Source organism: Kitasatospora sp. NPDC101155 (genome assembly GCF_044768305.1).
Lineage (GTDB): Bacteria > Actinomycetota > Actinomycetes > Streptomycetales > Streptomycetaceae > Kitasatospora.
The window spans coordinates 134,617-159,695 of sequence record NZ_JBIWPN010000001.1; the positions used below are offsets into that span (position 1 = coordinate 134,617).

Below are 25,079 nucleotides of genomic sequence, written 5' to 3' on the forward strand. Positions count from 1 at the left end.
CTAGGCGGCGGGCCCCCCGTCCTTGCGCCGGGTGGAGCCGTTGCCCCTGATGGACCCGGGGGACCTACCCGCTCCGATCCGCCCGAGCCGCGCCGCCACCCAGAGCAGGGCGCCGGTCGGCAGGAACACCGCGTCCGCCGCGACCATCGCGAGCGAGAACACCGGCAGCCCGAGCACCACCGCGATCCCCACGTGCTCGACCATCATCACCGCCAGCAGCACGTTCTTGACCCGCCGGTTGACCAGCGTGAACGGGAAGGCGACCTGCAGGATCACCGTGCCGTACGAGATCAGGAACACCGGCAGCAGCGCCGAGCCGACCAGCGCCGACAGCCCCGGCCAGGGGCTGAAGTAGTCCAGGTGCAGCGGGTAGTACAGCGCGGTGCCGTCCTGCCAGCGCGAGCCCTGCACCTTGTACCAGCCGGCCGTCGCGTAGATCAGCACCACCTCGGCGGCGATCACCAGCAGCGCGCAGTTGTGCACCATGTTCGCCAGCGCGTCGAGCACCGCCCGCGGCTCGCCGTCCGGCCGCAGCCGTCCGAGCACCCACCAGATCCCGGCCACCGCCCAGAGCCCCCAGAACAGCGGCGACCAGCCCAGGTACGGGAAGGTCGGGCCGGTCCAGGTCAGGCTGTCGCCGGAGAAGTCGCCGAGCTGACAGGCCGCCAGTACCGCGCCGAGCAGCGCCCAGAGTCCCACCCCGGACCACTCGGACCACCAGGACCGACCGGCCCGACCGGCCCGGGCCCGCCGGGCGTCCAGCGACCAGACCTCGGCGCAGCGGGTGAAGACCAGGTAGACCGCCATCAGGTGGGCGACGTTGTCCCCGCCGTCGCCGAGCAGGACGCTGCGGTTCTGCAGCGACAGCACGGTGACCAGGAACAGCACCGTGCCCGCCCGGGTCCGCCAGCCCAGCAGCACCGCCAGGGCGGCCAGCACGGCCAGGTGGTAGACCAGCTCGAACCAGAGCCGCCCGCCGAACCAGGGCAGCACGGTGAACGCCCCGGTGTCGGCCAGCAGCCGCTGGGCGAGCTCCATCGACCAGGGCGAGCGGTCGCCGTACAGCACCCGCCGGTTGGGCCACTCGCGCAGCAGGTAGACGAGCCAGACCAGCCCGAAACCGATCCGCACCACCGCGGCCTGGTGCCGTCCGAGCACCCGCCCGGTGAAGGCCTCCATCGCCCGTCCGAGCACCGCCACCGGCCCGCGCGGCACCGCCACCGGTGCGGGCGGCTGCCCGCCCTGCCGCGGGACGCGGTCCGACGGTGGCGGCTCCACGGCCTCCACCGACTGCGGCTCCACGGCCCCCACCGGCTGCGGAGCCTGCGCCGACACCTCGTTCACCCGAGCCCCCGGTAGTCCTCGTCCCCGACCGGCCACCACGGCAGCTCCCGCACCTTGGGCGCGGGCGGCGCGGCCTCACCGCTCCAGGACGGCGGCGGGACGGTGGCCGAGGTCACCCGGAACTCGATCTCCAGGACCCGCTCGCCGTCCACCTCCCGCCCGATCCGCTGCAGCGCGATCCGCTTGAGGTACTGCTCGGCGAGCCGGCCGCGCGGGTTGGTCTGCTTCTCGTCCTGGTCGTGCGAGCCGTCGTAGAAGTCCCAGGCGCGGCGCAACAGGTTCTGGTCGGCGTGGCTGGGCGCGGGGTTGCCCCGGATCGCGGCGAGGTCCTGCGCGGTCAGCCCGGTCCAGTCACGGGTGCGGGTGGTTCCGCCGTCGGCGACGGTGCGCACCCGGGCGTCCACGCTGATGTTCTGCTGCAGCGGGTTGGGGGCGAACAGCTTCCAGTTCTGCTCGAACTCGGGGTACACCACGCCGTCGACCTGGTCCTGGTACTGCCGGGACAGCGCGTTGGAGGGTGCCACGTGCAGGAACACCGCGCTCAGGAACAGCCCGGTGCCGCCCACCAGCACCGCCCCGGCCAGGCCGAGGACGAGCTGCGCGGGCTTCGACCAGACCCTCCCCGGCCCTTCGGCCGGGAGGTGCCCCCGGGAGGCAGGCCGGTCCGTGGTCTCCGTCATGGCCTCCCCCGCCCGACCGGCGCTCCGCCGGCCCCGTACCGGCGCGTCGCGCGCCCATCCTGCCCCAACCCCCGAACGGGAGCTACAGGACGAAGGCCGCCTGGCCGGTGCTGCTGACCATCGGACGGCCCGCGCCCTCCCAGGCGTACATCCCGCCGTCCACGTTCACCGCGTCCCGGCCCTGCTGGACCAGGTACTGGACGACCTGCGCGGAGCGGCCGCCGACCCGGCAGAGCACGTACAGCTTCGCGTCGGGCAGCTCGCCGATCCGGGCGATCACCTCGCCGATCGGGATGTGCAGCGCGCCGTCCACGTGGCCGGCGTCCCACTCGTCCTGCTCGCGCACGTCCAGCAGGGCGGCGTCGGCCGGGACGGAGGTGGCGTCGGTGGTGGGGATCTGCGCGAACATCGTGTGGCTCTCCTGGTGGGGGTACCGCCCGGCCGGAGGCTGGGGGAAGGTCGGGTCGGTGCCATTCTCGCCCACCGGCACCGCCGAGTGGGCACCGAACAGCCGTTCCAGCTCGGCCTGCTGCGCGGCGGCCTTGGCGAGCAGCTCCTCGGCGAGCTGCTCCAGCAGCCGGTCCGGGTCCTGCGGGGCGAGGGCGAGCAGCTGGCCCATCGGGGTCTGCTCCAGCCGGACCTGCTCGGTGGCGGTCTCGGCGATCTTGGCGGTCAGCCAGTCCAGCCGTCGGCGCAGCCAGCCCAGCCGGTCGGGGGAGTCGAGGGCGGGGGCGGCCTCCGGCGCGGTGGACCACTCGGCGGCCAGGCCCTCCAGCGCGGCGGCGTCCCCGTACGCGTAGGCCTCGTTGACCCGGACCAGGAAAGCTGCCCGGCGCTGCTGCTCGGCCGGGTCGGTGCTCAGGTCGGGGTGGGCCCGGCGGACCAGGTCGCGGTAGACCCGCTGGGCCTGCTTGCCCGGCTTCACCCGGGGAGGCGCGGCGGGCGTCGGGGCGGCCTCGGCCTGCTCCTCGCCGGACTTCTCCCGCACCGAGTCGAACAGCGCGTCCAGGTCCGGCAGCTCCTCGACCCGCTGCCGCGCCTCGGCGGCCAGCCGGATGTCCTCGGGCCGTCCGGTGCGGGCCGCGACGGCCTCGGCGACGAGTGCGTCCAGCTCGTCCAGCCGGGCGTAGAGCGGGCCGAGCAGCTGGTGGTGGATCAGGGCGAAGTTGTCGATCTCGACCCGCAGCGTCTGCACGTCCACGTCCATGCTGAGCCAGGCGAGTTCGGCCGCGGCCACCCGCTCCTCCAGCTCCTGCTGCTCCGGGTCCGTCCAGCGAACGGGGCTCTGCGCGCTCACTTCTCGCCTCTGTCTCGTCCGGCCGGCAGGGTCCTGCGGAGCCGCCGCGGGGGGCGGCCCGGCCTGCCACCCTACCGCCGCGCGGGCAAGCCCCGTCCGGGTGAAGCGGGGGTACGAACCGGCGCGCGGCACGTGACACGCAACCGATCCTGATGAATCTCCCCGTTTCGGTGTCGGGCCCGGCCCGGTCCATGCTTCGCTGGTATCCGCACAGCGTGCCTTCCTCCGGAGAGACGGCCGCCTCCAGGCGTGGCGGCTAGGCGGGAGCAGACCGAATCCATGGTGGCCGAGTCCAACTCCACACCGCGTTCGGCGGGCGCCGAAACCGCGCCGGGCGACCACCCGGGCGGGGTGGCCGCCCTCGTTCGGCTCGCCCTCGTCCTGGTCGACCGGACGGGACGGATTGCCCAGTGGAGCCGGGCCGCCGAGGAGCTGTTCGGGCACCGCGCCGAGGCTGCCACCGACCGCCCCGCCTCCGGCCTGCTGCCCGCCCTGGAGGACCGGATGCTCGGCCGCTGCGCGGTACGCCGCCGCTGCGACGCCCTCGACACCCTGGCCGAGCTGACCTCCGGCGGCAGGCCCTGGGCCGGCCGGCTGACCGTGCACGACCGCGAGGAACACCAGCGCGACGTGCTCTGGTGGGCCTACCCGCTGTCCGGCCCGTCCGGCGGGCTGCTCGCGCTGGCCGCCGACGCCCGCCCGCTGCGCACCACCGGGCCGCGGCTCGCGCTCGGCGAGCGGCTGCTGCCGTTCTCCGCCGCCCCCGCCGCCCGGGGCGGCTTCCACGGGCTGACCGCGACGCTCACCCCCGCCGTCGACGGGCTGCCCGAGCCGCTGTCCCGGCTGCTGCCCGCCGCCCAGCGGGCGCCGCTGCTGGCGGCAGTGGCCCACGGCGGGCTGCCCGCCCTGCGGCTGGACGCGGCCACCGTGCTGCCGGTGCTGCCCTCCGATCCACAGTCCGGCGCCGCGCACGCCGCCGTAGGCCTCGGCCGCCGCTACCCGACGCCCCAGCAGCGCGCCGCCCGGGTCGGCTCCCCGCCGCAGCCCGAACAGTCCGCGCCCGGCCGCCGGCCGCCCGGCCCGCTGCCCGTCCAACGCGAGACCGCCCAGCGCGAGGCCGTCCAGCGCGAACCGGCCCAGCTCCCCGCCGCGGTCGGCGGCGGCCCCGCGGGCGTCCCGTCCGTCCCTCCCCCCGCCTCCGGCCGGGAGGTCCCCCCACCCATCGGAGGAGGAGCCACCATCGAGCAGCAGGCCGCCGTCGAGTCGTCCGCCAAGGGCCTCCCGTCCCGCCGCGCCGACCAGGCCCCGTCCGGAACCGTCCCCGCCCCCGCCTGCCCCGAGGGCCCGCCGGGCGGACGGCTGGGCCCGTTCCTCACCAACGGGCAAGCCGGCGAGCAGCTGGCCCTGCTGAACGAGGTCGGTGGCAAGGTCGGCACCACCCTGGACCTCGGCTTCACCGCGCGCGAGCTGTGCCAGGTGCTGGTCCCCCGGGTCGCCGACTTCGCGTGCGTGGACCTGGTGGACGGGCTGATCTCGGACTCCGAGCTGCCGGTCGCCAGGCCGGACGACGACACCATGCTGCGCCGGGTCGCCCTGGTCTTCAACGAGACCGGCGGCGCCTGGGACCACGTGCTCTCCGAGGGCTCGCTGGTCAGCATGCCCCGCCGGACCCCACCCGGGATGGCCCTGCAGCTGAACCAGCCGGTGCTGGTCCCGGTAATCAGCGACGACGTCGCGGTCGACTACGCGATCGCGCTCGGCGGCGCCCGGCTGGCCCCGGTGGTCTCCGGCCGCTCGATGCTGGTGGTGCCGCTGTCCGCCCGGGGCACCGTGCTGGGCATCCTCAAGCTGCTCCGGCTGCCCGACCGCGCCCCCTTCGACGAGAGCGACGCCGCCACCCTCAAGGAGCTGGCGGTACGGGCCGCGCTGTCGCTGGACAACGCCCGGCTGCACCGCGCCGAGGCGCGGGTCGCCACCACCCTGCAGCGCTCCATGATCCCGACCCGCCCGCCGCAGATCCCCGGCGTGCAGATCGCCCACCGCTACCTGCCGGGCGATCCCAAGGCCGAGGTCGGCGGCGACTGGTTCGACGCGATCCAGCTGCCCGGCAGCCGGGTCGCCCTGGTGGTCGGCGACGTAATGGGCCACGGCATCCACTCCGCCGCCGCGATGGGCCGCTTCCGCACCGCGATGCAGACCCTCGCCGCCCTGGACCTGCCGCCCGGCCAGCTGCTGCGCCACCTGGACAACCTGGCCCACAAGCTGGGCGACGACCACCTGGCGACCTGCCTGTACGCGGTCTACGACCCGATCAACCGCACCTGCGAGCTGGCCAGCGCCGGGCACGTCCCGCCCGTCCTGGTGCACCCGGACGGCACCGGCGAGCTGCTGGAGATCCCGGCCGGCGCGCCGATCGGCGTCGGCGGGGTGCCGTTCGTCGCCAAGACCATCGACGTCTCGGACGGCTCGATGCTGGTGCTGTGCACCGACGGCCTGGTCGAGGTGCGGGGCGGGGACATAGGAGCCGGCCTGGCCGCGCTGTGCGGCAACCTGATCGACCCGCAGCAGAGCCCCGAGCAGGCCTGCGACGAGGTGCTGCGCCGACTGCACACGGACGACCGCAAGGACGACGTCGCCCTGCTGGTGGCCCGCTTCGACGGGGTCGCCCCGTCCGAGGTGGCCACCTGGGACCTCACCGTGGACCACCGCGAGGTCCGCCGGGCCCGCTCGCTCGTCCGCGAGCAGCTGGCCGCCTGGCACCTGGAGGCGCTCAGCGACACCACCGAGCTGCTGGTCAGCGAGCTGGTCACGAACGCCGTCCGGGTCGCCCGGGACACCGTCCAGCTGCAGCTGATCCGGGTGGACAAGCTGCTGGTCGAGGTCAGCGACGACAACCACAACCTGCCCTCGCTGGAACCCGCCGAGCAGCTCGGCGAGACCGGCCGCGGCCTCACCCTGGTCACCAAGCTCGCCGAACGCTGGGGCACCGCCCGCAAGGCGGTGGGGAAGGTCGTCTGGTTCGAACTCCCCCTCCCGCACGCGTGACGGCCGCGTACGGACACACTGCGAACCAGTGGGTCGGCGTACGCGGCCGTCACGACCGATGAAACGACCGTCAGGGGATGGCGGCCCCCGCCGAACGGTGCCGCCCGGCCTCCACCGCGACCTCCCGGGAGGCGACCGCGGCCACCGAGGTGGCGGCGCCGACCCCGGCCAGCACCCGCGGCCAGAAGTCCCCGAAGACCTCGACCGAGACGGCGATCAGCAGCGCGGTGACCACCGCGACCACGTGCTCCAGACCGGCCAGGTTCGGCAGCACAATCGCCTCGCCGACCATCAGGGTCACCACCAGGGCGGCCGTGAGCCAGGCCCGGCAGCGGAACGCGATGCAGATCGCCAGCGCCACCACCGCGGCCGACGGCCCGGTGTCCCGCACGTAGGCGACCCACTTCGGGAAGCCGAACAGGTGGCCCGGCCCGATGGCCACCCCGATCCGGGCGAACAGCGTGCCCGTCAGGGTGCAGGCGTAGGCGACCACCAGCGTCATCCGCCGACCGAGCGCGATCTCGGCGATCGCGAAGACCACGAACACCTGGGCCAGCGCCCCCCAGACCGGCAGGTCCAGGGCCGGCACGTACAACGACAGCGGGGTCCGCACCAGCGAGACCTCCAGCGGCAGCGCGGCCCGCACCACTCCGATGTGGTTGACGAACCGCTCGCCGCCCGGCAGGTGCTGGACGATACTGAACAGCAGGATCAGAAACGTCGCCGCCGTGGCCAGCGGGAACGCGGCGAACCTCTTTCGCACCACCGCGTCCCGGACCGTGACGTACAACGCTCCCCACTCGGCGACAGCGGCCGTTCTGGCTAGCGCCACCGGCCCCTTTCGCACGCCCCCCGCGTGGGTCCTGTGAATCACAACGTTTCTCCTGAATCCCCGAACTTCTCAGCCACCCCAACATTAGAAGCCAGTTAACAAATCCACATCGGCATGGATGGGGATTCAGGTCATCCTCAGGGGGGAGAACAATCCCCCCACCGGATCCCCCATCGGACCGATCGGGCCCTCCACCCCACCCCCCGTCCGACCGGGCAGGCCCCCCTCCGCCCCCGACGGAGGGTTATCCCTCCCCGTCCCGCGCGGCCACCGGCACCCGGGGGGCCACCACGGCGGCCCGGGAGTGTCGGCGACGGAACAGCGCGGGCAGGCTCGGCGCGACGATGAACCCCTCGGCCCGCGCGCTCGCCAGGCCGATCCGCGGAATCTCACTGCTCTTCTCGAACAGCAGGTATCGCGGCTCCCAGATCGGCCGGTACTTGGCGTTCGCGCGGTACAGCGACTCGATCTGCCACCAGCGCGAGAAGAACCCCAGGACGGCACGCCACAGCCGCAGCACCGGGCCGGCACCCAGCCGCGAACCGCGCTCGAACACCGACCGGAACATCGCGAAGTTCAGCGAGACCCGCTTCAGCCCCACCTCGTCGGCGCGCTGCAGCAGCTCGATCACCATGAACTCCATCAGGCCGTTCTCGGTGTCCCGGGCCCGGCGCATCAGGTCCAGCGAGAGCCCGTCCGGGCCCCACGGGACGAAGCTCAGCAGCGCCGCGAGCTCGCCGTCCCCGTCATGGCACTCCAGCATCACGCAGCGGCCGTCGCCCGGGTCCCCGAGCCGGCCCAGCGCCATCGAGAAGCCCCGCTCGGTCGCACCGTCGCGCCACTCGTCGGCCTTGGCCACCAGCTGCGCCATCTCCTCCTCGGAGATGTCCTCGTGGCGGCGGATCCGCACCGTGTACCCGGCCCGCTTGACCCGGTTGTAGGCCTGCCGGACCACCCGCATCGCGCGGCCGTCCAGCGAGAACTCGTCCAGCTCGACGATCGCCTCGTCGCCCAGCTCCAGCGCGTCCAGCCCGTGCCGGGCGTAGATCACACCGGCCTCCTCGGAGGCACCCATCACGGCCGGCGCCCAGGCGTGCTCACGGGCCTCGGCCAGCCAGGCGTCGATCGCGCCCGGCCAGGCCTCCGGGTCGCCGATCGGGTCGCCCGAGGCGAGCGAGACCCCGCCGACCACCCGGTAGGTCACCGCCGCCTTGCCGCTGGGGGAGAAGACCACCGCCTTGTCCCGGCGCAGCGCGAAGTAGCCCAGCGAGTCGCGCTCGCCCTGCTTGTCCAGCAGGCCGCGCAGCTTCGCCTCGTCCTCGGGGTTGAGCAGCTCCTTCCCGCGCGGGCTGCGGAAGGCCACGTACAGCACCAGCAGGAACAGCACCGCGCCCATCGCGTTGATCGCGGCGTTCACCCAGGTCGGCGCGGCGATCACCGAGCGCAGGTGCTCGGACGGGGTGATGGTGATCATCCGGCCGACCGAGTAGCGGAAGAGGTCCCACCAGCCGGCGCCGTTCAGCTCGTTGGTCAGCCAGACCAGCAGCGCGCCGACGCTGCCGCCGAACACCAGCCCGCCGACGAAGGTGGCCGCCGCGGTCTTCGGGTTGGAGCGGTCGCCCTTGGACGTGAACTCCTTGCGCCCGATCAGCAGCGCCAGCACGAACAGGCAGGTCAGGATGATGGACATGTAGTTGAGCGGGTGCTTGTTGAACCGCCCGCCGGGCACCACCATGAACGCCAGGTACAGCAGCGCGAACACACTGCCGAGCGCCGCGTTGAAGATCCACGCGGCCCGCTTGCGGCGCCGCATCGCGACGGCGAGGAAGACCGACAGCACCGCGGCGGCCAGGCCCGAGGTCATCAGGTACGGGGTGAAGTACTCACCCTCGTTGTGCTCGGAGACCTGGTTCCCCCAGGGCACCAGCAGCACCGTGGCCACGTTCAGCAGTGCCAGCAGCCGCAGGTACCAGACGGAGGCCACGGCGGCCCTCGGACGCCAGCGGTCGAGCAGCCCGGCGGGCCGGGGCCCGGTCGACGTGGCGGACGGCTCCGGCTTCACAGTGGACGACACAGCTCAATTCCAAACGATCAGATGGTGGGGCGCATCCGCACACGGCCCGGCGCCGGGCGCCCGCACGGGCCCGGCGGACTGACCGGCCACCCCCCGCCCACCGGCTGCCCGCAGGGAGCGGCGGGCCGGAAAGGCAGCCAACTCCATGGTTCCCCACCATTCCTGAGAATTACGTGAACCGGGTAGCGGATTCCCACCCCCGCCGAACGGCGGGGGTCGACACCCCCCATGCGTTCGGCGCCCCGCCGTCGCTACCCCTACCCTCAAAAGCGATCCCCGCGGACCGCCCGAACCCGGCCGCCCGAACCGAGGAGGCACCATCACCACGACCCGCGTGCTGATCGTCGACGACGAGATCCTGGTCCGCTCCGGCCTGGGCCTGATCGTCGGCTCCGCCCCAGACCTGGAGGTGGTCGGCGACTGCTCCGGTGGGCAGGCCGAGGAACACGTCCAGCGCCTGCGCCCGCACGTGGTGCTGCTCGACATCCGGATGCCGGACCTCGACGGCATCTCCGTGCTGCGCCGCCTGCGCGCCCTGCCCGACCCGCCCGCCGTGGCGATGCTCACCACCTTCGACACCGACGAGTACATCGGCACCGCGCTGCGGGCCGGCGCAGCCGGCTTCCTGCTCAAGGACACCGCACCCGAACAGCTGGTGCACGCCGTCCGGGTGCTCGCGGCCGGCGGCAACATCCTCTCCCCGACCGTCACCCGCACCGTGATCGGCGGCTACGTCGACGGCGGCGGCCCGGACGCCGAGGCCACCGCGCTGGCCCGCACCCTCACCGGCCGGGAGCTCGACGTGCTCGCCCTGCTCGGCGAGGGCCTGTCCAACGCCGAGATCGCCGACCGGCTCTTCCTCGGCACCGGGACGGTCAAGGACCACATCAGTGCGATCCTCGGCAAGCTCGGCGCCGCCAACCGGGTGCAGGCCGCCGTGGTCGCCCACCGGGCCGGCCTGGTGCGACCCAAGCCCGGCGACGGGGCATGACGACCGTCGACCAGCTGCCGTCCCGCCGGCTGCCGGCCTGGTGCACCGCGCCCTGGCTGATGCTCCTGCTGCCCGTCCTGTACTCCCTGCTGGACGCCGCGCTGGTGGCCCGGGACGCCACCTGGTGGCAACTGGCGCTCTCCACGCTGGCCGCCGTCGCGCTGTTCTGGCGCCGCCGCTTCCCGGTGGCGGTGTTCCTGCTCACCATGCCCGGTACCTGGGTGGAGGCGATCTGGCTGGCCCCGATCACCGCCGTCTACACGGTGGCCACCGGGCGTCCCAGCACCAAGGTGCTGTTCCCCTGCGCGGCCCTGTTCACCCTGGTCTCCTTCTTCCACTGGCCGCTGCCGACCCCGGTCATCGACCTCAGCCGGAACACCGCCCTGGACGCCATCCAGGCCGTGATGCTGGCCGCCGGCCCGGCCGCCACCGGTCTGCTCTCCCGAACCCGGCGAGAGCTGGCCGCCCGTCTGGAGGAGCTGACCCGCGGCCAGGAGCGGGAGAGCCGGCTGCTCGCCGAGCGGGTGCTGATGAGCGAGCGCGGCCGACTGGCCCGGGAGATGCACGACGTGGTCTCGCACCAGGTCAGCCTGATCAGCATCCAGGCCGGCGCGCTCCAGGTGAGCACCGCCGACCCGGCCGCCGCGACCGTCGCCCGCACCATCCGCGAACTGTCCGTACGGACCCTGGACGAGCTGCGCCAGATGGTCGGGGTGCTGCGCGGCACCGGCGCCCCGTTCCCGGCCGCCCCGCTCGCCCCGCAGCCCCGGCTGGCCGACCTGCCCCGGCTGATCGAGGAGAGCGGCCTGACCGCCGACGCCGAGCTCAACCCCGGTGACCGCCCGTGGCCGGAGGCGGTCGAGCGGGCCGCCTACCGGACCGTCCAGGAGGCGCTCACCAACATCACCAAGTACGCCCCGGAGGCGGTGGTGCACGTGAAGGTCCGGGCGAAGGGCCGCCGGCTGCGGGTGGAGGTCCGCAACGAGGCGCCGCCGGTCCGCCCGGCCGAGACCCTGCCGGGCGGCGGCCACGGGCTGGTGGGCCTGCGCGAGCGCGCCCAGCTGCTGGGCGGCACGCTCACGGCCGGCCCCACCCAGGACGGCGGCTTCGAGGTCCGTGCCGAGCTCCCCGCCACCCACTCCTGAGCCGACCACCCCGCTCACGGACCGCGCCCGACCGGGGTCCGTGAGCACGGACCCCGGGGAACGAGCCGGGAGAACGAGAAAGCCCCGCAGATCCGAAGATCTGCGGGGCTTCGCTGTGCGCGAGGGGGGAGTTGAACCCCCACGCCCTTTCGGGCACTGGAACCTGAATCCAGCGCGTCTGCCTATTCCGCCACCCGCGCATGGGTGTTGTCTTCTTTGCCGACCTTCCCTCAGAACCGCTCGGTACCATGTGGTCTTCGCGCTTCCTCGGTCCGGCTTCCCTTCCGGGCGGCCCTTCCGACGTGGAAAACAGTAGCACGACCTGGGGGGCAGCTCCGAATCCGTATCCGGGGGGACCGACCGGGCCCGAACGGGCGAACGACGAACGGGCGAGCGAAGGAGGGAGGCGGCTCCGACCGGCACACCTGGCGTGCGGGACCCGGCATGCGTCACCCTGTGTGTCCGAGCCCACCCCCGGGCACCACGCGGTCCGGGAACCGTACGGAAGGGCCCGGCGTGGATACGATCAGTACGGAAGTACCGCAAGTAGGCACGACCGACTCCTCGGAGGACCGCTCCTCGGAGAGGGCTGGTCGGCAGGCAGGCGAACGAACCCTGGAAGGGGGTGCCCCATGGGGATGCTGAAGAAGTTCGAACAGCGACTGGAGGGTCTCGTCAACGGCACCTTCGCCAAGGTGTTCAAGTCCGAGGTCCAGCCCGTGGAGATCGCCGGCGCTCTGCAGCGCGAGTGCGACAACAACGCGAGCATCTGGAACCGCGACCGCACCGTCGTGCCGAACGACTTCATCGTCGAGCTCAGCCCGCACGACTTCGAGCGGCTCAGCCCCTACTCCGGCCAGCTCGGCACCGAACTGGCCGGGATGGTCCGCGAGTACGCCGAGGCCCAGCGGTACAGCTTCATGGGCCCGCTCCAGGTGAACCTGGAGAAGGCCGACGACCTGGACACCGGCCTGTACCGGGTGCGCAGCCGCACCCTGGCGGCCGAGGAGCCCCAGCAGTACTCCCCGCCGCCGCAGCAGCCCGGCTACGACCGCCAGCCGGCCGCCCCCGCCCCCGGCGCGCCGTGGCAACAGGGCGGTGCCGGGCAGTACAGCGCGCCCCCGCCGCCGACCGCACCCCCCGCGATGCCCTCGGCCCCGCCCGCCGGCGGCAACGTCCGCGCCTTCCCCGGCTCCGGCCACGGCGCCTCGGTGCGCCGCTGGATCGAGGTGAACGGCGCCCGCCACCAGATCTCCGGCGCGGCCTGCGTACTCGGCCGCTCGACCGAGGCGGACGTGCGGATCGACGACCCCGGGGTCTCCCGCAAGCACGCCGAGATCCGCCCCGGCACCCCCTCGATGGTGCTCGACCTGGGGTCCACCAACGGCATCGTGGTGGACGGGCAGCACACCCAGCGCGCTACGCTCCGCGACGGCTCCCGAATCGTCGTGGGCTCCACCACCATCGTCTACCGGCAGGTCGAAGGGTAGTGTCCGAGTTGTTCGCGCGCCTCGCTCACCGACTGGCGGGACGGCCATGTCAGAACTGACCCTGACGGTCATGCGGCTGGGTTTCCTCGCCGTACTGTGGCTGTTCGTCATCGTCGCGATCCAGGTGATCCGCAGCGACCTGTTCGGCACCAAGGTGAACCCCCGCCCCTCCCGCCGCGGCGGCAACGCCGCATCGGGCGGTACCGCGACCACCGCGGCCGCCGGACGTCCGACGCCCGCCGTCGGCGGGTCCACCGGCTCCGCCGCGGGCCAGACCCAGGGCGGCGGCCGCCGTCGCGGCGCCCCGACCCAGCTCGTCGTGGTGCAGGGCTCGCTGGCCGGAACCACCGTGGCGCTGCAGGGCCAGACCATCACGCTGGGCCGCGCGCACGACTCCACCATCGTGCTGGACGACGACTACGCGTCCTCCCGGCATGCCAGGATCTATCCGGATCAGACTGGGCAGTGGACGGTCGAGGATCTAGGCTCCACCAACGGCACCTATCTGGACCGGCAGCGCCTGACCGCGCCCACCCCGCTCCAGCCGGGCATGCCGATCCGTATCGGCAGGACCGTCATCGAACTGCGGAAGTAGTAGCGCATGAGGGCAAGCATCCCGTCCAAGACCCAGAGGGGGGCACAGGTCGCATGACCCTGGTGCTGCGCTTCGCCGCCGGCTCCCACAAGGGACTGATCCGGGAGGGGAACGAGGACTCCGGCTACGCCGGGCCGCGGCTGCTGGCCGTGGCCGACGGCATGGGCGGCGCCGCGGCCGGCGAGGTCGCGTCCTCCGAGGTGCTCGGCTCGATCGTCCGGCTGGACGAGGACGTGCCGGGTGCCGACCTGCTGACCCTGCTGGGCAACGCCGTCCAGGGCGCCAACGACCGGCTCCGGCAGATGGTCGAGGAGGACCCGCAGCTGGAGGGCATGGGTTGCACCCTGACCGCCATGCTGTGGACCGGCCAGCGGATGGGCCTGGTGCACGTCGGCGACTCCCGCGCCTACCTGCTGCGCGACGGCTCGCTGGTGCAGATCACCCAGGACCACACCTGGGTGCAGCGCCTGGTCGACGAGGGCCGGATCACGCCCGAGGAGGCCGAGACCCACCCGCAGCGCTCGCTGCTGATGCGGGCCCTCGACGGCCGCGGCCAGGTCGAGCCCGACCTGTCGATCCGCGAGGTCCGGGCCGGCGACCGCTACCTGATCTGCTCCGACGGCCTCTCCGGCCCGGTCAGCCACCAGACCCTCCAGGACACCCTGGGCAGCTTCTACTCGCCCGAGCAGACCGTGCAGGAGCTGATCCAGCTCGCGCTGCGCGGCGGCGGTCCGGACAACATCACCTGCATCGTGGCGGACGTCATCGACGTCGGCGCCACGGACACCATGAGCGGCCAGTTCAACGACGTCCCGGTGGTGGTCGGCGCGGTCGCCGACACCCCGCCGTCCTCGGCCGCCGCCGACCGCTCGATCGCGGACACCCCGGCCGGCCGCGCCGCCGGCCTGGGTCGCGGCCCGCAGGGCGCCTTCGGCCCGGCCGAGGGCTACGAGGACGGCTACGGCGCCGCGCAGGGCGGCTTCGGCCCCCCCGAGGGCTACGAGGGCGAGGCCGGGTACGGCCACTCCTCCGCCGAGCCCTCGGTGTACGGCACCGAGGACTTCGACGAGGAGCAGCCCCCCAAGCGCAAGCGCCGGGGCCTGACCGTCTCGCTGGCCGTCCTGGTCACCCTCGGCCTGCTCGGCGGCGCCGGGTACTTCGGCTACCAGTGGACCCAGGACCAGTACTACATCGGCGAGGACGGCGACCACGTCGCCATCTACCAGGGCGTCAACCAGAACCTGGCCGGTCTGAGCCTGTCCTCGGTGCACGAGTCGCACAACGACGCCCCGCTGAAGTGGCTGCCGCAGGACCAGCGCGCCCAGGTGAACAGGACCATCTCGGTCGGCAGTCTGAAGGACGCCGAGAAGACGATGACCGACCTCGTGAACTGGGCCCAGCTGTGCCAGAAGGTCGCCGGCGCCACCACCGGAGCGGCCCCGCAGGGCGCCGCACCGACCCAGGCCAGCAAGGCCTCGTTCGTGGCCGCCGTCCCCGTCCCGGGCGAGAAGGAGAAGACCCCGCGCCCGGCCGCGGCGGCTCCGACCGCCACGCCGACCCCGACCGCGCCGAGCACCTCCGCCCCGACGCAGAACGCCACCCCGCCGGTGGCCGCCGCCCCGAGCGAGCAGGCCCAGCAGCCCCAGCTGAGCGACGATGACCGCAGCCGGGCCGAGTCCTGCCCGAAGCAGTGACGTCCGTGACCCGACATAGGTCCGCCCGGAGCGGGCTTGCCGGCCGTCAGGGAGCGGTCACCACGTGAGCAGCTACAACCTGAGCGGCGAGACCGGCCGCGCCGGCCGTCGGCGCCGGGCGGTGGCCCAGCGAGCCGTGCCCCGGCGCCGGGGCAACACCACCATCTCGCTCCAGGGCGCGCCGAACCGGCGCAACACCGAGCTCACGCTGCTGGTCTTCGCGGTCCTGCTGCCGATCCTGGCGTATGCCAACGTGGGGCTGGCGATGGACTCCCGGCTACCGGCCGGCATGCTCGGCTACGGCCTCGGGATGGGCTCGCTGGCGCTGGTCGCGCACCTGCTGGTGCGCCGCTTCGCGCCGTACGCGGACCCGCTGATGCTGCCGATCGCCACCCTGCTGAACGGGCTGGGCGTGGTGATGATCTGGCGGCTGGACAAGGCGGGCAAACTGCTCAGCGGCAACTTCCCGGCGGCGAGGAACCAGCTGGTCTGGTCCGCGCTCGGGGTCGCGCTGTTCATCGGCGTGATGGTCCTGCTGAAGGACCACCGGGTGCTCCAGCGCTACACCTACATCTCGATGGTGGTGGCGCTGGTCCTGCTCGCCGCGCCGGCCTTCTTCCCGGCCCGGGCGGAGGACTTCGGCGCCAAGATCTGGATCCGGATGGGCAGCTTCTCCATCCAGCCCGGCGAGTTCGCCAAGATCATCCTGACCGTGTTCTTCGCCGGCTACCTGATGGTCAAGCGGGACGCCCTGGCACTGGCCAGCCGCCGCTTCATGGGCCTGTACCTGCCGCGCGGCCGCGACCTCGGCCCGATCGTCGTGATCTGGCTGCTCAGCCTGCTGATCCTGATCTTCGAGAACGACCTCGGCACGTCCTTCCTGTTCTTCGGCCTGTTCGTGGTGATGCTCTACGTCGCCACCGAGCGGACCAGCTGGATCCTGTTCGGCCTGCTGATGTCGATCGGCGGCGCGGTCGCGGTCGCCACGACCACCAGCCACGTGAAGGTCCGCATCGACGCCTGGCTCGACCCGATGGCCGCGTTCTCCGCGAACCCGCCCAAGGGCTCGACCGAGCAGATCGGCCAGTCGCTGATGGCGCTCGGCTCCGGCGGGGTGACCGGCTCGGGCCTGGGCCAGGGCCGCTCCTGGCTGATCAACTTCGCCGCGAAGAGCGACTTCATCCTGGGCTCCTTCGGCGAGGAGCTCGGGCTCACCGGCCTGATGGCGATCTTCCTGCTGTACGCCCTGCTGGTGCAGCGCGGCCTGCGCACCGCCCTCGCCGCCCGCGACCCGTTCGGCAAGCTGTTCGCCGTCGGTCTCGCCTCGGCGACGGCGCTGCAGGTCTTCGTCGTGGCCGGCGGGGTCACCGGGCTGATCCCGCTGACCGGTATGACCATGCCGTTCCTCGCCCAGGGCGGTTCGTCCGTGGTCGCCAACTGGGCGCTGGTCGCGATCCTGCTGAAGATCAGCGACAGCGCCCGCCGACCCGGGGTCGAACCGGCCCCGGCCACCGAGGGCCAGGGAGGACCCGTCCGATGAACAAACCGATCCGCCGGGTCTCGATCTTCTGCCTCGTGCTGATCCTGGCCCTGATGGCGCGCACCAACTGGGTCCAGGGAGTCCAGGCCGAGTCCCTGGCGTCCAACAAGAACAACAAGCGCCAGCTGTACGACCGCTACGCCCACCCGCGCGGCAACATCATCGTCAGCGGCCAGCCGGTGACGAAGTCCGACTTCGTGAACGGCCTGCGCTACAAGTACAAGCGCTCCTGGGTCGACGGCCCGATGTACGCGCCGGTGACCGGCTACTCCTCGCAGGCCTACGGCTCCAGCCAGCTGGAGAACCTGGAGGACGGCATCCTCTCCGGCAGCGACGACCGGCTGTTCTTCCGCAACACGCTGGACATGATGACCGGCGAGCAGAAGCGCGGCGGCGACGTCGTCACGACCATCAACGCCAAGGTCCAGAAGGCCGCCTTCGACGGCCTCGGCGACAAGAAGGGCGCGGTGGTCGCGCTCGACCCGAAGACCGGCGCGATCCTGGCCCTGGTCTCCACCCCTTCGTACGACCCGAGCACCTTCGCCGGCGGCGACAGCGGCGACACCAAGTCCTGGCAGGACCTCAACGCGGACCCGAACAAGCCGATGCTCAACCGGGCGCTGCGGGAGACCTATCCGCCCGGCTCGACCTTCAAGCTGGTCACCGCGACCGCGGCGTTCGAGAACGGCCTGTACCAGAACATCAACGACACCACGCAGACCCCGGACCCGTACGTCCTGCCCGGCACCCAGACCGTGCTGAAGAACGAGAGCCCCAACGAGCGCTGCGAGAACGCCACGCTCAAGTCCGGGATGGACCAGTCCTGCAACACGGTCTACGCCAAGATGGGCGCGGACCTCGGCAAGGACAAGATGCGGGCGCAGGCCGAGAAGTTCGGCTTCAACAGCACGGTGGACACCCCGATCCGCTCCGAGAAGAGCATCTTCCCGGACAGCCCCAGCCTGGACGGCACCGCCCAGGACTCGATAGGCCAGCACGACACCCGGGCCACCCCGCTGCAGATGGCCATGGTCTCCGCCGCGATCGCCAACAACGGCAGCCTGATGCAGCCGTACCTGGTCGACCAGGAGCGCTCGGCCTCGCTGACCACCATCTCCAAGCACACCGAGAAGCAGTTCTCCCAGGCGATGAGCCCGGCCACCGCGCAGAAGATGCAGGACCTGATGGTCTCGGTGGTCGAGAACGGCACCGGCACCAACGCCAAGATCCCCGGCCTGCAGGTCGGCGGCAAGACCGGCACCGCGCAGCACGGTGAGGACAACGCCGGGCTGCCGTTCGCCTGGTTCACCTCCTGGGCCAAGGCCCCGGACGGCCAGTCGGTCGCCGTCGCGGTCGTGGTCGAGGACGGCTCCAACAACCGCGACGGCATCAGCGGCGGCCGCCTCGCGGCCCCGATCGCCAAGGCGGTGATGCAGGCCGTGCTCGGCAAGTGAGGGGAGCGCGGCCGACGGTGAGGCGAATGTCACGATCGGCACCCCGGTCCGGATACCGGTCTGATATCGGCCGACGGCTGACTCCGGTCCGGCGGGGTGCGACCGGTAGCGTATCCGCCAGCAGCGGGTGTGCCCGTTGCCGCCCGCGAGGCGACGCACGGCCCGGCCGGAGAACCGGCCACGGCGCGCGGCGTCACCCAGAGCGTGCGGGGACACCTACGTCACAACCTCACCGGCGGGTGAGGGAGAGGGTCGGAACTATGGAAGAGCCTCGCCGCCTAGGCGGCAGGTACGAGCTCGGCGGCGTCCTCGGGCGCGGCGGCATGGCCGAGGTGTACCTCGCCCATGACACCCGGCTCGGCCGTTCCGTCGCAGTGAAGACGCTCCGGGCCGACATGGCCCGGGATCCGTCGTTCCAGGCCCGCTTCCGTCGCGAGGCACAGTCGGCGGCGTCCCTGAACCACCCCGCGATCGTCGCCGTGTACGACACCGGCGAGGACTACATCGACGGCATCTCCATCCCGTACATCGTGATGGAGTACGTCGAGGGGTCGACGCTGCGCGAGCTGCTGCACTCCGGCCGCCGGCTGCTGCCCGAGCGGGCGCTGGAGATGACCATCGGCATCCTCCAGGCGCTGGAGTACTCGCACCGGGCCGGCATCGTGCACCGCGACATCAAGCCGGCCAACGTGATGCTGACCCGGCAGGGCAACGTCAAGGTGATGGACTTCGGCATCGCCCGTGCGATGGGTGACGCCGGGATGACCATGACCCAGACCTCGGCCGTCATCGGCACCGCCCAGTACCTCTCCCCCGAGCAGGCCAAGGGCGAGCAGGTCGACGCCCGCTCCGACCTGTACTCCACCGGCTGCCTGCTCTACGAACTGCTGACCGTGCGCCCGCCGTTCGTCGGCGACTCCCCGGTCGCGGTGGCCTACCAGCACGTCCGGGAGGAGGCGCAGCCGCCGTCCGTCTTCGACCCCGAGGTGCGCCCCGAGATCGACGCGATCGTGCTGAAGGCGCTCGCCAAGGACCGCGACTACCGCTACCAGAGCGCCGACGAGATGCGCGACGACATCGAGCGCTTCCTCGACGGCCTCCCGGTCGCCGCCGCCCAGCAGGCCGCCGCCTACGGCATGGGCGGCGCCGGGTACGGCTACGACCAGAACGGATACCCGCAGCAGCACGACCCGTACGGCCAGACCAACGTGCTGCCGCAGCAGCCCGGCGGCCCGACCACCGTGCTGCCGCAGGCCTCCGCGCAGCCCGGCTACGGCCAGGGCGGCTACCAGGACGACGGCTACGGCCAGACCTACGCCGGTGCCCCGGGCGGCGGCCACGACGGCTACGACGACGGCTACGGCGAGGGCGGCCGCGGTCGGCGCGGCGAGGACCGGCCGAAGAAGAGCAACACCTCCTGGATCGTGCTGGCGGTGGCCGCCGTACTGGTCCTGGTCGGCACCTTCTTCGTGGCCCAGGCGATGTTCAGCGACAAGGGCACCAAGGACACCGCGAAGGTGTCCGTGCCGAACCTGGTCGGCAAGAGCCTGGCCGACGCGAAGACCGCCGCCGGGGCCAAGCTCCAGGTGACCGAGGGCGACAAGATCGCCTGCCCGGACACCAACATCAAGAAGGACCAGGTCTGCACCCAGAACCCGGTGGCGGGCGGCCAGATCGCCGAGAACGCCACCATCACGGTGCAGATCTCCTCCGGCCCGGCCAAGGCCCAGGTGCCGAACGTGGTCGGCAAGACCAAGGACCAGGCCACCAAGGCGCTCGCCGACGCCGGCTTCACCAACGTCACCACCGAGTACAAGGACGACGACACCGCTCCGCAGGACAACGTCACCGCCCAGGACCCGGCGGCGAGCAACACCGCTGACCCGAGCGCCCCGATCAAGCTGACGGTCTCGCAGGGCAAGACCAAGGTGACCGTCCCGAACGTGGTCGGCGCGCAGAAGGAGGACGCGCAGTCCCAGCTGCAGAACCTCGGCTTCCAGGTCGACGCCTCGAAGACCACGGCGACCACCGACCCCACCAAGGTCAACACCGTGGCCTCCCAGTCGGTGACACCGAACACCAAGGCCCCGACCGGTACGAAGATCTCGCTGACCGTCTTCAAGGCGCCGGACAAGGCCACCGTCCCGCCGCTGCAGAACGCCAAGCTGTCGGACGCCATCGCCCAGCTGCAGAAGGTCGGCCTGGGCTACACCGTGGTCGGCCCGCAGGACGCGAACGCGATCGTCCAGATGAGCAACCCCGGAGCCGGCACCCAGCTGGACCCGAACACCCAGGTCCAGCTGTTCACCAAGGCGGCTGACCCGACCAAAGGGGGCGACCCCTTCGCCACACCCCCCAACCCCAAAGGGGGCAACTAAGCCCTGGTTCCCCTGGTTCTGAGGCTTGACCGTCCCGAGCAGCAACGCCCGAGGGCCCGTCGCGATCACCGCGACGGGCCCTCGGGCATTGCTGGGGAGGAGGCCTGAGGAGGCCTCGGACGACCCTGACCGGCCCTCAGGAATGCCGCAGCTCGGGCGGCGGGGTGCGCTTGGCGTCCATGTCGTCCACCCGCACCAGGCTCCCCCAGACCGCCATCCGGTACCGCGAGGTGTACACCGGCGTACAGGTCGTCAGGGTGATGTAGCGGCCGGGGGCGCTGTAGCCGGAGCCGACCGGAACGGGCGCGATGATGCCGGTGTCGTACTTGGAGGTCTCCGGCAGGGTGCTGTCGACCTTGTAGACGTACCACTTGTCCTTGGTCTCGACCACGATCGCGGCGCCCTTGTGGACGGCGTCCAGGTCGTGGAACTTGGCGCCGTGGCCGTCCCGGTGGGCGGCCAGCGCGAAGTTGCCCTCCTGGTCCCAGGGCATCGCGGCCTTGTAGGGCTGCTCGTAGACACCCGCCACGCCCTCGTCCAGGACCCCGGTGGAGGTGCCCATCCGGATCAGTACCTGGAAGTCCTCGCCCATCGCCGGGAGGTGCAGGAAGCCGACGTCCTCCCCGATCGCGGGCGGCGGCGCCGGGGCCCCGCCGGGCGCCGGCGGGGTGGCGCCGGGCGCCGGGGTGGCGCCGGGCGCGGCCGAGGGGCCGGCGGTCGGGCCCGCGGCCCAGGAGCTGCGCAGCTTGTCGGAGGCGTCCGCCGCGGAGCGGTCCGCCTGCACGTTGGTCCACCACAGCGAGTAGGCGACGAACAGGGCGAGCACCAGGCCCAGGGTGATCAGCAGCTCGCCGAAGACGCCGAGCGCGGCCAGCGCCCGGCTCCGCCCGCGCCGCGCCCCGCCCGCGCCTTCGGGCGCGGCGCCGTCCCCGGGCGGGGGGAAGGCCTCCTGGGCCGGCTCTGCCCACTGTGCGGTCCCGTCGTCCTGCATCTGCGGTGCTCCCCCTCCGAACGGGCCTCCGGGCGGCTATCCGCCCGTGATCGCGGCCGGCTTGCCTTGGCTGCGCGGCCGTTCCTCGGTCATCTTGCCAAACAGGATGAGTCGGAACTTGGAGGTGAACTCCGGCGTACAGGTGGTCAGCGTGATGTAGCGGCCGGGGCCGGTGTACCCGGAGCCGTTCGGCACCGGCTTGATCACGCTCACGTTGCTGGGGGAGGTCTGCGGGATGCCGCCGGTGATCTCGTAGGTGTAGTAGGCGGTGGCGGTCTCCACCACGACCTTGTCACCCTTGCCCAGCTGGTTGATGTACCGGAACGGCTCGCCGTGGGTGTTGCGGTGGGCGGCCAGCGCGAAGTTGCTCGCCTTGTCGCCGGGCATCCCGGTGTTGGTGTAGTGGCCGACCAGGCCCTTGTCGAGCACCGCCGACTTGTCGGTCCCCTCGGCGATCGGGAACTTCAGCCCCAGCTTGGGCAGGTAGATGATGGCGAAGCCCTTGCCGGGCGCGAACGCCTCCGGCTTGTTCGGGTCCGGCGCCGGCTGGCCCGGCTGGGCGGGCGGTTGGGCGTCGAACTGCTGCTCCAGCTGGTCGCGGGCGCTGCTGGCGGCCTCGTCGGCCTGCACGTTGGTCCACCAGAGCTGGTACGCGACGAACAGCAGCATCACCACGCCGAGCGTGATGCACAGCTCGCCGACGAGCCGGGCGCCCACCACGGCCGCGGACTCCTTGGGGCGCGTCCGACCGGCCGCCCGGCCCTTCGCCCGGCGCCGCCCGCCGCCCGAACGGACCGAGGTCCGGCCCTGGGCGGCCCGTCGGCGCTCGGCCCGGCCGCCGGTCGGCGGGGCGGGCTCCGCGGCCGGCTCGCCGTCGTCGGCGGGCAGGCGCAGCTGGAGGGTCTGGTCGGGCAGCCACGGGTACTCGGGCCCGCCCGCGGCGGGCTCCTCGGCCTGCTCGTACACGCCCCAGGCATCCTCGGGCGCGCCCTGGACCGGGTGCTGCTGCGGGTACGGCCCGTCGGCCCGGCCGCCGTCGTACGGCGCGCCGGCGTACTGCTGCTGCGGGCCGCCGTAGGGGCCGACCTCAGGCTGGTAACGCCCCTCCGGGCGCACCGCGGTCACGCCGCTCAGCCCCGGCCGATCACCGGGGCGAGCCCGGCCGACCGGTCCACGGCGTGCGGGTCGCCGCACTCCGCCAGCCAGTTGGCGAGCATCCGGTGCCCGCCCTCGGTCAGCACCGACTCGGGGTGGAACTGCACGCCCTCGACGGGCAGTTCACGGTGCCGCAGGCCCATGATCACGCCGCTCCCGGTGCGCGCGGTGACGATCAGCTCGGCCGGCACGGTGGCCGGGTCGACGGCCAGCGAGTGGTAGCGGGTCGCGGTCAGCGGCGAGGGCAGGCCCTCGAACACCCCGCCGTCCTCGTGCTCGACCGGCGAGGTCTTGCCGTGCAGCAGCTCCGGCGCCCGGTCGACCACCGCGCCGTACGCCACCGCGATCGACTGCAGGCCCAGGCAGACGCCGAACACCGGCAGCCCGATCCCGGCGCAGTGGTGCACCATCTCGATGCAGACCCCGGCCTCCTCGGGCGCCCCGGGCCCGGGGGAGAGCAGCACCCCGTCGAAGCCCTCCTCACCCGTCCGGCGGACGGCGTGCTCGACGGTCACCTCGTCGTTGCGCACCACCTCGCAGGTGGCGCCGAGCTGGTACAGGTACTGGACCAGGTTGAAGACGAAGCTGTCGTAGTTGTCCACGACCAGGATGCGGGGTGGGGTCGGCTGGGTGGTCATTCGCGCGTGGTCTCCGTGGGTGCGGTGCTGGGGGGAACTGCCGGGCCCGCCGGTCAGCCGGCCGCGGCTCCGTCGCCGCCGTCCACTGTGACGTCACCGAAGGGGAGCAGCGGTTCCGCCCACGGGAAGACGTAGGTGAAGAGGAGGTAGACGATCCCCAGAATCAGGAGCAGCGAAATGACGGCCTTGACCAGGGTGTTCCCCGGGAGGTGACGCCAGATGAAGCCGTACATGGTGCTCCCTCGACGTAGCGGACTGGGGTCAAGAGTAGACCTGAGATCCACAGCTGCGAGGCCGGTCCGCCACTCAGCTGCTACTGTCCGCCCGCCGACCGGAGTTCGGTGGTGCCGGAGTAGCCGGGCAGGGTCAGATCGCCGCTCTCCTGGACCTTCCAGCCCAGGCCGTACGCCTGGACGTACTGCAGGTAGTTGCGGATGGTCGGGTCGGCCTCGACTGCCGCCCGCAGGGCGTCCGTCCGGCCCACCGCCTTGACCACGTACGGCGGGGAGTAGACCCGGCCCTGGAGCAGCAGGGTGTTGCCCACGCAGCGCACCGCGCTGGTGGAGATCAGCCGCTGGTCCATCACCTGCACGCCCTCGGCGCCGCCCCGCCACAGCGCGTTGACCACGGCCTGGATGTCCTGCTGGTGGATGACCAGGTCGTTGACGCCGGGCTCGGGCACGCCGGGGATGCGCGCGGTGGCGTTCGGCGGGGCGTCGTTCAGGGTGACGCTCAGACCACCGCCCTGCAGCGGCTCCAGGGCCGCGCCGCGCCGCAGGCCGTCCAGCCGGGCCGCGTCGGCGGGGTCGTTGCCCTGCTGCTCGGTGAGCTGCTGCGCCCGGGACTGGAGGTCGGCCAGCTGGGCCTGCGCCTGCTGGTTCTGGGAGCTGCGCTGGCGGATCACGTCGCCGAGGCTCAGCAGCGAGTTGTCGGTCCGCAGGTCGGTGCCGCGGGCGGTCTGTGCGCTGATGTAGAAGAGCAGACCGGCGAGCGCGAACACGGCGCAGGTCAGGGCACGGCCGACAATTCGGATGCCGGATCGGCGGGTACCGGCCTTCCCGGGGGGAATCGACAAATTAGTCACCGTACCCTTATCTCCTTGAGACCCGCCGAGCCACTACGCTAACGGACGCCGGTGGCACGTCGGGGAGCGGTCCCAGAGCGTTCTCCACGTCCCGTCGTCGGCGTCTCACCCGCTGCACCCCTGCGCGGTCTCACAGCGCATCGACAGGAGAGCTCCTCGTGCCGAAGTCTCGACTCCGCAAGAAGTCCGACTACACCCCGCCGACGACGGCTGTGGTGAAGATCAGCTCGGGCCGCGGTTGGGTCGCGCCGCTGATGCTGGCACTGTTCCTGATCGGCCTGGTCTGGATCGTCACGTACTACGTGACCAGCGGCAGCTACCCGGTCGAGAGCTGGCGGAACTGGAACATCCTGGTCGGCTTCGGCTTCATCGCGGCGGGGTTCGGCGTCTCCACCCAGTGGAAGTGACGCTCCGCTCGTCCTGAGGCTCGAATTCGAGCCGTTTCCGCCGCTTCGGATCGCGGTCCCCGAAGCGGCGGTTCGGCGTGCCCGGACACGGGCCGAAGCCCCGTCGGTTATCCCCACCATCTGACAGTCGGGCTTATCCACATGGTTATCCACACTGGGGAAAAGTCCCCACAGCCTGTGGATAACTTTTCCGGCCGGGACTGTCCACAGCTGTGCACAACCGCCCGGGAACGGGAGAACCGCAC

The 25,079-nt window shown here is 72.3% G+C and carries 20 protein-coding genes and 1 tRNA gene; 10 read left to right on the forward strand and 11 right to left on the reverse strand.

The genetic code is table 11. From position 1 onward, the window contains the following. The 3 genes from ACIRYZ_RS00710 to ACIRYZ_RS00720 all read right to left on the reverse strand — a co-directional run bounded on the left by ACIRYZ_RS00710 (position 1) and on the right by ACIRYZ_RS00720 (position 3,321). Entirely contained in the window at positions 1-1,344 is a 1,344-nt protein-coding gene (locus ACIRYZ_RS00710) for an HTTM domain-containing protein (protein WP_402937757.1), read from the reverse strand. Continuing rightward, positions 1,341-2,024, reverse strand: coding sequence for a DUF5819 family protein (locus ACIRYZ_RS00715; protein ID WP_402937760.1), 684 nt, complete (start codon positions 2,022-2,024; stop codon positions 1,341-1,343). The genes ACIRYZ_RS00710 and ACIRYZ_RS00715 overlap by 4 nt, the downstream gene beginning before the upstream one ends. A gap of 82 nt (positions 2,025-2,106) precedes the next feature. After that, complete coding sequence (locus ACIRYZ_RS00720; RefSeq protein ID WP_402937763.1) at positions 2,107-3,321, reverse strand: rhodanese-like domain-containing protein; 1,215 nt, start codon at positions 3,319-3,321, stop codon at positions 2,107-2,109. A gap of 279 nt (positions 3,322-3,600) precedes the next feature. On the opposite strand from ACIRYZ_RS00720, the gene ACIRYZ_RS00725 reads away from it, so the two are divergent. Further along, a complete protein-coding gene (locus ACIRYZ_RS00725) occupies positions 3,601-6,366 on the forward strand; it encodes a SpoIIE family protein phosphatase (RefSeq protein WP_402937765.1) in 2,766 nt (921 codons plus the stop codon). A gap of 70 nt (positions 6,367-6,436) precedes the next feature. Here the strand turns inward: ACIRYZ_RS00725 and ACIRYZ_RS00730 are convergent, their stop codons facing one another. Together ACIRYZ_RS00730 and ACIRYZ_RS00735 are read right to left on the reverse strand one after the other, a co-directional pair. Next, complete coding sequence (locus tag ACIRYZ_RS00730; RefSeq protein ID WP_402937767.1) at positions 6,437-7,198, reverse strand: hypothetical protein; 762 nt, start codon at positions 7,196-7,198, stop codon at positions 6,437-6,439. A 244-nt stretch (positions 7,199-7,442) separates the two neighbouring features. After that, entirely contained in the window at positions 7,443-9,212 is a 1,770-nt protein-coding gene (locus tag ACIRYZ_RS00735; protein ID WP_402938491.1) for a phosphatidylglycerol lysyltransferase domain-containing protein, read from the reverse strand. A 400-nt stretch (positions 9,213-9,612) separates the two neighbouring features. On the opposite strand from ACIRYZ_RS00735, the gene ACIRYZ_RS00740 reads away from it, so the two are divergent. Both ACIRYZ_RS00740 and ACIRYZ_RS00745 read left to right on the forward strand, forming a co-directional pair. Further along, positions 9,613-10,263 (forward strand): response regulator, encoded by a 651-nt coding sequence (locus tag ACIRYZ_RS00740; protein WP_380346706.1) that lies wholly within the window; start codon positions 9,613-9,615, stop codon positions 10,261-10,263. After that, a complete protein-coding gene (locus ACIRYZ_RS00745) occupies positions 10,260-11,408 on the forward strand; it encodes a sensor histidine kinase (protein ID WP_402937770.1) in 1,149 nt (382 codons plus the stop codon). The genes ACIRYZ_RS00740 and ACIRYZ_RS00745 overlap by 4 nt, the downstream gene beginning before the upstream one ends. Positions 11,409-11,524: 116 nt before the next feature. Here the strand turns inward: ACIRYZ_RS00745 and ACIRYZ_RS00750 are convergent. Beyond that, positions 11,525-11,608: transfer RNA gene (locus tag ACIRYZ_RS00750), tRNA-Leu, on the reverse strand. Positions 11,609-12,040: 432 nt separating this feature from the next. Between ACIRYZ_RS00750 and ACIRYZ_RS00755 the strand changes: the two genes are divergently transcribed. The 6 genes from ACIRYZ_RS00755 (at position 12,041) to pknB (ending at position 20,559) form a co-directional block, all read left to right on the forward strand. Further along, on the forward strand, positions 12,041-12,898 hold the full coding sequence (locus tag ACIRYZ_RS00755; RefSeq protein ID WP_402937773.1) for an FhaA domain-containing protein: 858 nt from the start codon (positions 12,041-12,043) through the stop codon (positions 12,896-12,898). Between the two features lie 46 nt (positions 12,899-12,944). Further along, entirely contained in the window at positions 12,945-13,493 is a 549-nt protein-coding gene (locus tag ACIRYZ_RS00760; protein WP_402937775.1) for an FHA domain-containing protein, read from the forward strand. A gap of 53 nt (positions 13,494-13,546) precedes the next feature. Next, a complete protein-coding gene (locus ACIRYZ_RS00765; RefSeq protein ID WP_402937777.1) occupies positions 13,547-15,187 on the forward strand; it encodes a PP2C family protein-serine/threonine phosphatase in 1,641 nt (546 codons plus the stop codon). A 121-nt stretch (positions 15,188-15,308) separates the two neighbouring features. Next, a complete protein-coding gene (locus ACIRYZ_RS00770) occupies positions 15,309-16,727 on the forward strand; it encodes an FtsW/RodA/SpoVE family cell cycle protein (protein ID WP_402938494.1) in 1,419 nt (472 codons plus the stop codon). Beyond that, complete coding sequence (locus tag ACIRYZ_RS00775; protein WP_402937780.1) at positions 16,724-18,181, forward strand: peptidoglycan D,D-transpeptidase FtsI family protein; 1,458 nt, start codon at positions 16,724-16,726, stop codon at positions 18,179-18,181. Before ACIRYZ_RS00770 ends, ACIRYZ_RS00775 begins: the two co-directional genes overlap by 4 nt. Before the next feature lie 260 nt (positions 18,182-18,441). After that, positions 18,442-20,559, forward strand: coding sequence for a Stk1 family PASTA domain-containing Ser/Thr kinase (pknB, locus tag ACIRYZ_RS00780; RefSeq protein WP_402937782.1), 2,118 nt, complete (start codon positions 18,442-18,444; stop codon positions 20,557-20,559). A 136-nt stretch (positions 20,560-20,695) separates the two neighbouring features. Here pknB and ACIRYZ_RS00785 read toward each other — a convergent pair whose 3' ends face one another. The 5 genes from ACIRYZ_RS00785 to ACIRYZ_RS00805 form a co-directional block, all read right to left on the reverse strand. Further along, a complete protein-coding gene (locus tag ACIRYZ_RS00785) occupies positions 20,696-21,550 on the reverse strand; it encodes a class E sortase (RefSeq protein WP_402937784.1) in 855 nt (284 codons plus the stop codon). A gap of 36 nt (positions 21,551-21,586) precedes the next feature. Next, complete coding sequence (locus ACIRYZ_RS00790) at positions 21,587-22,675, reverse strand: class E sortase (RefSeq protein WP_402937787.1); 1,089 nt, start codon at positions 22,673-22,675, stop codon at positions 21,587-21,589. A gap of 5 nt (positions 22,676-22,680) precedes the next feature. Next, on the reverse strand, positions 22,681-23,343 hold the full coding sequence (locus ACIRYZ_RS00795) for an aminodeoxychorismate/anthranilate synthase component II (protein WP_393023725.1): 663 nt from the start codon (positions 23,341-23,343) through the stop codon (positions 22,681-22,683). Positions 23,344-23,396: 53 nt separating this feature from the next. Beyond that, the gene (locus tag ACIRYZ_RS00800) at positions 23,397-23,576 is read right to left on the reverse strand and encodes a hypothetical protein (protein WP_355668934.1); all 180 of its coding nucleotides are present in this window, start codon (positions 23,574-23,576) and stop codon (positions 23,397-23,399) included. A gap of 80 nt (positions 23,577-23,656) precedes the next feature. Further along, positions 23,657-24,418 carry a DUF881 domain-containing protein gene (locus ACIRYZ_RS00805; RefSeq protein WP_402937791.1) on the reverse strand — a complete coding sequence of 254 codons (762 nt, stop codon included), beginning with the start codon at positions 24,416-24,418 and terminating at the stop codon, positions 23,657-23,659. 167 nt (positions 24,419-24,585) lie between these two features. On the opposite strand from ACIRYZ_RS00805, the gene crgA reads away from it, so the two are divergent. Further along, on the forward strand, positions 24,586-24,834 hold the full coding sequence (gene crgA, locus ACIRYZ_RS00810) for a cell division protein CrgA (RefSeq protein WP_380608889.1): 249 nt from the start codon (positions 24,586-24,588) through the stop codon (positions 24,832-24,834). The last annotated feature ends 245 nt before the right edge of the window (positions 24,835-25,079 follow it).